Source organism: Streptomyces sp. NPDC044061 (assembly GCF_056434305.1).
In genome coordinates this window covers 187929-195663 of record NZ_JBWKFL010000007.1, presented here as the reverse complement: position 1 = coordinate 195663, position 7735 = coordinate 187929, and the positions used below count along the sequence as shown (strand labels likewise).

The window sequence follows — 7735 nt, the reverse complement described above, 5'->3', positions numbered from 1 at the left end:
CCCTAGCAAAAACCCCCACCCGCGGGTGCAAACACGAGGACCGCCCCAGCACCCGGCTCCCCCACGTCCCCATGACCCCCGAAAACCCCCCCCCCCCCGCCCGAGGACGGCCGGGCCGCGAAGGGTGAGCTGGTGCCGGAGCGGACTACTCCTCCTCGGAGTTCTCCTCCTCGGAGCTCTCCGCCTCCGTGGCCGCGCCGTCCGCCTCGAGAAGACGGGCGAGCTGACGGCCCACGATCCGCTTGAACTTGCGCTGCTGCGGGCGCGTGCGATCCAGCACCGCCACCTCCAGGCGCTCGGCGGGGATCTCCCGCTCGCTGCCGTTGGTGTCGCGGGACAGGGCCTGCACGGCCAGCTTCAGGGCCTCGGCCAGCGACATCCCGTCACGATGGCGCTGATCCAGGAAACCGCTGATCTGCTCGGCGTTACCGCCCACCGCGACCGAGCCGTGCTCGTCCACGATGGAACCGTCGTGCGGCAGCCGGTAGATCTGGTCGCCCTCCGGCGTCTCCCCGACCTCGGCGACGACCAGCTCCACCTCGTACGGCTTCTCGGCCGCCGAGGAGAAGATCGTGCCCAGCGTCTGCGCGTAGACGTTGGCCAGTCCCCGCGCGGTGACGTCGTCACGGTCGTAGGTGTAACCACGCAGGTCGGCATAGCGGACGCCGCCGATGCGCAGGTTCTCGTACTCGTTGTACTTGCCGGCGGCCGCGAAGCCGATCCGGTCGTAGATCTCGCTGAACTTGTGCAGCGCGCGGGACGGGTTCTCGCCGACGAAGACGATGCCGTCGGCGTACTGCAGCACGACCAGGCTGCGGCCACGGGCGATGCCCTTGCGGGCGTACTCGGCCCGGTCGGCCATGGCCTGCTGGGGTGAGACATAGAACGGCGTCGACACCGGTTATCCGTCCCTTTCTGTCATGGTCACTGGATCACCTGGATAAGAACCGGGCCCGCGCTCAGAGCAGGGCGGCCTTGGGACCGTCGGGCTCCTCCAGGCGCCGCTGGAGCACCGCACGGGACAGCTCGGAGGACTCCTCCTCGGTGAGCCTGCGGAAGCCGCCCTCGGTGATCACGGTGATGATCGGGTAGATCCGGCGGGCGACATCGGGACCACCGGTCGCCGAGTCGTCGTCTGCCGCGTCGTACAGGGCCTGGACCACCAGGGTCGTGGCCTGCTCCTCGGACAGATCGTCGCGGAACAGCTTCTTCATCGCGCCCCGCGCGAAGATCGAGCCGGAGCCGGTCGCCGCGAAGTTGTGCTCCTCCGAACGGCCGCCGGTGACGTCGTAGGAGAAGATGCGCCCCCTCTCGCGGTCCAGGTCGTACCCCGCGAACAGGGGCACCACGGCGAGGCCCTGCATGGCCATGCCGAGGTTGGAGCGGATCATGGTCGACAGCCTGTTCGCCTTGCCCTCGAGCGACAGCTGCGCGCCCTCGACCTTCTCGAAGTGCTCCAGCTCCAGCTGGAAGAGCTTGACCATCTCCACGGCCAGACCGGCGGTGCCGGCGATGCCGACGGCCGAGTACTCGTCCGCCGGGAACACCTTCTCGATGTCCCGCTGTGCGATGACATTGCCCATGGTCGCCCGGCGGTCACCGGCGAGCACGACGCCGCCGGGGAACGTCGCGGCCACGATGGTGGTCCCGTGCGGCGCCTCGAGCACGCCCTGTGTGGGCGGCAGCTGCCGCTTGCCGGGCAGCAGCTCGGGCTGGTGGTCCGACAGGAAGTCCATGAACGAAGAGGACCCTGGCGTCAGGAAGGCAGCTGGTAGACGCCCGGTGCCACGAGAGTTGGCTTCCACGAGTTTCCTTCCAGATAGGCGACGGCTCGGCGTGCGGCGTCGGGGTCGCCCCTCAACAGGCCGGAGCCGGAATTGCAGTTGAAGCACAGTACGCCACGGACCCTACCCGTCTTGTGGCAGTGATCCACATGCCCGGGCGGGGCGTTCGCAGAGGGCCCGCGCTGGGCGGCGATCATCGCGTCGCCCGGTCGCGAACGCTGCGCGCGGCTTGACCTCTCCGCACCGCGCGCAGCGCCTCACCTCCGACTCCCCCGGCACTCTCGATCTCCGTCCACCTTCGATTCGAAGGGAGAGTGGGCCTACTGCCCACCCTTTTGAACGAAGGAGCGCACGAAGTCCTCGGCGTTCTCCTCGAGTACGTCGTCGATCTCGTCCAGGACGGAGTCCACGTCGTCGGACAGCTTCTCGTGCCGTTCCTTCAGGTCCTCCGAGGCCTGTGCTTCCTGCGTCTGCTCCTCGGCCTGTTCGGTCGAGTGCGTCGCCTTCTGCTGGCCGCCGCCGGTGTCCTTGGTTGCCATAACCCTCACCCCGCTCAGTTCGCCTGCCGATCGGTGATGATCAGACCCTACAAGCCGGGTCCGACATCGGCCCCGCAGTTTCCACAACGTGCGGGGGCCACCTCGATGATTCCCGGGCGGTGGGGTTTCCACCCTGTCCGCCCGGGGCGGTACGAGTACCCGCCGATCTCGCTCAGCCGCCGGACAGGACCCTGACCAGGTCTTCCGCCGTGCGACAGCGGTCCAGCAGCTCCTTGACGTGATTTCGCGTTCCGCGTAGCGGTTCCAGGGTTGGAACGCGCTGCAGCGAGTCCCGCCCGGGCAGGTCGAAGATGACCGAGTCCCAGGAGGCGGCGGCCACGTCGTCCGCGTACTGCTCGAGGCAGCGACCGCGGAAGTAGGCGCGCGTGTCCTCCGGCGGCTTCGTACGGGCCCTGTCGACCTCGGACTCGTCCAGCAGCCGCTTCATGCGCCCGCGGGCCGCCAGGCGGTTGTAGAGGCCCTTCTCGGCCCTTACGTCCGCGTACTGCAGGTCGACGAGGTGCAGACGGGCGGCGTCCCAGTCGATGCCGTCGCGGCGGCGGTAGCCCTCCATCAGCTCGCGCTTGGCGACCCAGTCCAGTTCGCCGGCCAGGCTCATCGGATCGTGCTCCAGCCGGTTGAGAGTGTCCTCCCAGCGGGAGAGCACGTCCTTGGTCTGGTCGTCGGCGTCCGCCCCGAAGCGCTCCTCGACGTACTTGCGCGACAGCTCGTAGTACTCCATCTGCAGCTGGACGGCGGTCAGTGTCCGGCCGCTGCGGAGGGTGACCAGGCGCTTGAGGGAAGGGTCGTGGGAGACCTGGTGGAGCGTGCGGACGGGCTGGTCCACGGCGAGGTCGACGGCGATGAAGCCGTCCTCGATCATGGACAGGACCAGGGCGGTGGTACCCAGCTTGAGGTAGGTCGAGATCTCGGAGAGGTTGGCGTCGCCGATGATCACGTGCAGGCGGCGGTACTTCTCCGCGTCCGCGTGGGGTTCGTCGCGGGTGTTGATGATCGGGCGCTTGAGGGTGGTCTCGAGTCCGACCTCGACCTCGAAGTAGTCCGCGCGCTGGCTGAGCTGGAAGCCGTGTTCGTGCCCGTCCTGGCCGATGCCGACGCGGCCCGCTCCGGCGAAGACCTGACGGGAGACGAAGAAGGGCGTGAGGTGCCGCACGATGTCCGAGAAGGGGGTCTCCCGCTTCATCAGGTAGTTCTCGTGCGTGCCGTAGGAGGCGCCCTTGTTGTCGGTGTTGTTCTTGTAGAGGTGGATCGGCTGGGCGCCGGGTAGCTGCGCGGCGCGCTCGGCGGCCTCGGCCATGATCCGTTCGCCGGCCTTGTCCCAGAGGACGGCGTCGCGGGGGTTGGTGACCTCGGGGGCGCTGTATTCGGGGTGGGCGTGGTCCACGTAGAGGCGTGCACCGTTGGTGAGGATGACATTGGCGAGGCCGATGTCCTCGTCGGTGAGCTGGCTGGCGTCGGCGGCCTCCCGGGCGAGGTCGAAGCCTCGCGCGTCTCGCAGCGGGTTCTCCTCCTCGAAGTCCCAGCGGGCCCGGCGGGCCCGGTGCATCGCCGCCGCGTAGGCGTTGACGATCTGGGACGAGGTGAGCATGGCATTGGCGTTGGGGTGACCGGGGACGGAGATCCCGTACTCCGTCTCGATGCCCATTACTCGCCGTACGGTCATGCGGCCCTCCTTGCCCGGCGGCACCCTCGGTCGTGGGCGCCGCTCAAGTACCGCTGGCGCTCCGGTGCGTGTGCGGTGCCCGTCCCCGCACTGCGCGACTCGGCGGTAGGAAAGAGCCTAGAACGCCTTTGCGCTGGTGGGGAGATCATTTGCGTCATTGCCTGCTCCGGTCGTGGCCAGAAAAACAGTCGGCTGCGGGTACCCGGTGAGGGCACCCGCAGCCGCCCTGCCTTTACAGGTACTGACCGGTGTTCGCCACCGTGTCGATGGAGCGTCCGGTGTCCGCGCCCTGCTTTCCGGTGATGAGGGTACGGATGTAGACGATCCGTTCGCCCTTCTTTCCGGAGATCCGGGCCCAGTCGTCCGGGTTGGTGGTGTTGGGCAGGTCCTCGTTCTCCTTGAACTCGTCCACGCAGGCCTGGAGCAGGTGGGAGACGCGGAGGCCCTTCTGGCTCTTTTCGAGGAAGTCCTTGATCGCCATCTTCTTGGCGCGGCCAACGATGTTCTCGATCATGGCGCCGGAATTGAAGTCCTTGAAGTAGAGGACTTCCTTGTCGCCGTTGGCGTAGGTGACCTCCAGGAAGCGGTTTTCCTCGGATTCGGCGTACATGTGCTCGACCGCCGTCTGGATCATGCTCTGGACGGTGGTCTCCTTGCTGCCACCGTGCTCGCCGAGGTCGTCGGCGTGCAGCGGGAGCCGCTCGGTGAGGTACTTGCCGAAGATGTCCTTCGCCGCCTCGGCGTCCGGACGCTCGATCTTGATCTTCACGTCGAGCCGGCCGGGGCGCAGGATGGCGGGGTCGATCATGTCCTCGCGGTTGGAGGCGCCGATGACCACCACGTTCTGCAGGCCTTCCACACCGTCGATCTCGGCGAGGAGCTGCGGGACGATGGTGTTCTCCACGTCCGAGCTGACGCCGGATCCCCGGGTGCGGAAGAGGGACTCCATCTCGTCGAAGAAGACGATCACGGGGGTGCCCTCGCTGGCCTTCTCACGTGCACGCTGGAAGACGAGGCGGATCTGCCGCTCGGTCTCGCCGACGTACTTGTTGAGCAGCTCGGGGCCCTTGATGTTCAGGAAGAAGCTCTTGCCGGCGGCCTGGCCGGTCACCTCGGCGACCTTCTTGGCGAGCGAGTTGGCCACGGCCTTGGCGATGAGCGTCTTGCCGCAGCCGGGAGGGCCGTAGAGCAGGACGCCCTTGGGCGGGCGCAGCTCGTGCTCCTTGAACAGGTCCGGGTAGAGGTACGGGAGCTCGACCGCGTCGCGGATCGCCTCGATCTGGTTGCCGAGGCCGCCGATCTGCTCGTAGCCGATGTCGGGGACCTCTTCGAGGACGAGTTCCTCGACCTCGCTCTTGGGGACGACTTCGTAGACGTAACCGGAGCGGGGTTCGAGCAGGAGGGCGTCGCCGGGGCGGATGGTGACGTCCAGCAGCGGCTCGGCGAGCCGTACCACCCGTTCCTCGTCGGTGTGCCCCAGCACGAGGGCGCGCTCGCCGTCCTCGAGGATCTCCTTGAGGGTGACGATGTCGCCGACGCGCTCGAACTCCATGGCCTCGACCACGTTGAGCGCTTCGTTGAGCATGACCTCCTGGCCGCGCCTGAGGTCGTCGAGTTCGACACTTGGGCTCACGTTCACCCGCAGTTTGCGGCCGCCGGTGAAGATGTCGGCCGTGCCGTCCTCGTTCGACTGCAGGAAGACTCCGAAGCCGGCCGGTGGCTGGGCGAGCCGGTCGACCTCTTCCTTGAGGGCCACGATCTGGTCTCGGGCCTCGCGGAGCGTGTTGGCGAGTCGCTCGTTCTGGGCGGACACGCCGGCCAGGTTCGTCTGCAGCTCGACGATCCGCTCTTCGAGAATCCTCGTGTGTCGCGGAGAGTCGGCGAGCTTGCGTCGCAGGACGGCGATCTCCTGCTCAAGGTAGGCGATCTGCCCGGCCGGGTCTTCGGACCCTCGTCCCGGGCGGATGCCGCGGTTCATGTCGTCGTCGTGGGCTGCCACGGTCCTCACCTCCTCCAAGGGGAGCTGGACGCTTCCAGACCCTACCTGGGTGGGTGACGATTGAAACCCCTAGATCACAAAGACTGTCAAGGTGTGTCGTCGGTCACCCGGTGCGCTCCCTCTCGCACGGAGGGAATACCCACTCAACGTGATTCAGAAGCGGCTTGTTCCTTGTCCGAGACGGTCAAAACCCTTCAAGAGTGGCCGGAGTTGTCCGTTCCGGGCCGGTCGGCCGGTACGCGGGCAGGCTCGAGTGCGCTCCGGCGGTCATCACGCAGAGCGACGGTCCAGGCGGTCGGTGTCACTTCCGGGGCGGCTTGAACTGTTCGCCCCGGCTCCAGGGGCTCCCTTCCCCGGTCGGGCGCTGGTACCCGAGGCGACGGGGGAGGAAACCCCTTGCCACGCCGGACACGGGCGGAAATCGGGCGGAGGTAGGGTCGGGGTGTTCAACAGCCGCTGGAGCGGACCCGGCTGGCCTTCGTGCCACGGGGACCGCCCGGCGAACCGACGGCAGGAGAGGTGACCGTGCAGCAGGAGGCCCCGGGCGGCGAGGCGCTGGAGGTCTGGATCGACCAGGACCTGTGTACCGGCGACGGGATCTGCGCCCAGTACGCCCCTGAGGTGTTCGAGCTGGACATCGACGGGCTGGCCTATGTGAAGGGCGCGGACGACGAGCTGCTCCAGGCCGACGGGGCCACGACGCCGGTGCCGCTGCCGTTGCTGACCGACGTGGTGGACTCGGCGAAGGAGTGTCCCGGCGAGTGCATCCACGTGCGCCGGGTTTCGGACAAGGTCGAGGTGTACGGGCCCGACGCGGAGTGAGTCCCGGCCGGGCCGGTGCCTCACGCGCGCGTGAGCGCCGCCCGGCGACCTACGCGCGCGTAGGTCGCTGAGGGCCGCCCGAGCGTCACACGCTGTGCGCCGGGGCGGTCGTGGAGCGGATGAACGCGCTGCCGTTCCACTGCCACTTGGCCGGGGTCTTCGTGTCCGGACAGCAACTGGGCACGTCGGCCGTCGAGTAGCCGAGCAGGGTGGCGCCGACGGCCCGCCCGCGCAGGGCGAACTCGGTGACGGTGAGCCGGTCCTTGGGGTCGACGAGTGTGGCGACGACGCGGGCCGCGCCGCCGTCCTTGCCCGGGGTGAGGACGTAGACCCCGTCCGGCGGGGTGCCCATGGGGGCGTCGCAGTGGACGACCGCGACGGTTTCCGGTCTGCCGTCCCCGTCGAGGTCCCCGGTGGCCTGCTTCACCACGACGGCCTTCACCGGCCCGCACTCGAGGGGGAAGTCCACGCCCTTGGTGCTGGGTGGTGCCACGGCGGCGGGGGCGGACTCGGCCTCGGTGCCGGTGGCCGGCTGGGCGGCCGTGGCCGATCCGGGCTGCACGACGGAGGACAGGGCGATCACACCGGCCACGGCGGTGGCGGTGGCGACCCAGTGGATGGGCCGGGTGTGCGTGTGGCCGAGCTCCGGAACGGCGGATTGCTGCACTAGGAGTGTCTCCTGTGAGGGCTGTGCCGGTGGGGGGGTGGCCAGCATGGTGCCACACGTCACAGTGCGGGGGAACGGCGGGGTCGGTACGGAATTCCCGCAGGCGAGGAGGTCACGCGCGCGGGGAGCCGTACACGTCCTGCTGCCGTGTCAACGAAAGGGCGCCGGGGGGGGGGGGGGGGGGGGGGGGGGGGGGGGGGGGGGGGAGGGGGAGGGGGGGGGGGGGGGGGGGGGGGGGAG

Annotated in this window: 8 protein-coding genes; 1 reads left to right on the top strand and 7 read right to left on the bottom strand. The window is 68.7% G+C overall.

The features are described from left to right. Positions 1-145: 145 nt before the first annotated feature. The 6 genes from prcA to arc all read right to left on the bottom strand — a co-directional run bounded on the left by prcA (position 146) and on the right by arc (position 6006). Entirely contained in the window at positions 146-898 is a 753-nt protein-coding gene (gene prcA / locus AC07CM_RS13960) for a proteasome subunit alpha (protein ID WP_478876610.1), read from the bottom strand. Positions 899-959: 61 nt separating this feature from the next. Continuing rightward, entirely contained in the window at positions 960-1805 is an 846-nt protein-coding gene (prcB, locus tag AC07CM_RS13955; protein ID WP_478876609.1) for a proteasome subunit beta, read from the bottom strand. Next, the gene (locus tag AC07CM_RS13950) at positions 1757-1981 is read right to left on the bottom strand and encodes an endonuclease domain-containing protein (protein ID WP_478876608.1); all 225 of its coding nucleotides are present in this window, start codon (positions 1979-1981) and stop codon (positions 1757-1759) included. Before AC07CM_RS13950 ends, prcB begins: the two co-directional genes overlap by 49 nt. A 123-nt stretch (positions 1982-2104) precedes the next feature. Continuing rightward, positions 2105-2323, bottom strand: a complete 219-nt coding sequence (locus AC07CM_RS13945; protein WP_360841292.1) for a ubiquitin-like protein Pup — start codon at positions 2321-2323, stop codon at positions 2105-2107. A gap of 172 nt (positions 2324-2495) precedes the next feature. Continuing rightward, positions 2496-4007, bottom strand: coding sequence for a depupylase/deamidase Dop (gene dop, locus AC07CM_RS13940; protein WP_478876607.1), 1512 nt, complete (start codon positions 4005-4007; stop codon positions 2496-2498). Between the two features lie 232 nt (positions 4008-4239). Continuing rightward, positions 4240-6006: a proteasome ATPase gene (gene arc / locus AC07CM_RS13935; RefSeq protein WP_478876606.1), complete on the bottom strand. Its 1767-nt coding sequence runs from the start codon at positions 6004-6006 to the stop codon at positions 4240-4242. A gap of 519 nt (positions 6007-6525) precedes the next feature. On the opposite strand from arc, the gene AC07CM_RS13930 reads away from it, so the two are divergent. Further along, a complete protein-coding gene (locus AC07CM_RS13930; RefSeq protein WP_478876605.1) occupies positions 6526-6828 on the top strand; it encodes a ferredoxin in 303 nt (100 codons plus the stop codon). 85 nt (positions 6829-6913) lie between these two features. Here AC07CM_RS13930 and AC07CM_RS13925 read toward each other — a convergent pair whose 3' ends face one another. Continuing rightward, positions 6914-7495 (bottom strand): hypothetical protein, encoded by a 582-nt coding sequence (locus tag AC07CM_RS13925; protein ID WP_478876604.1) that lies wholly within the window; start codon positions 7493-7495, stop codon positions 6914-6916. Positions 7496-7735 lie beyond the last annotated feature (240 nt).

Coding starts and splice junctions, on each gene's coding strand:
- dop (WP_478876607.1), bottom strand. CDS start 4,007: ATGACCGTACGGCGAGTAATGGGCATCGAGACGGAGTACGGGATCTCC.
- AC07CM_RS13945 (WP_360841292.1), bottom strand. CDS start 2,323: ATGGCAACCAAGGACACCGGCGGCGGCCAGCAGAAGGCGACGCACTCG.
- AC07CM_RS13950 (WP_478876608.1), bottom strand. CDS start 1,981: ATGATCGCCGCCCAGCGCGGGCCCTCTGCGAACGCCCCGCCCGGGCAT.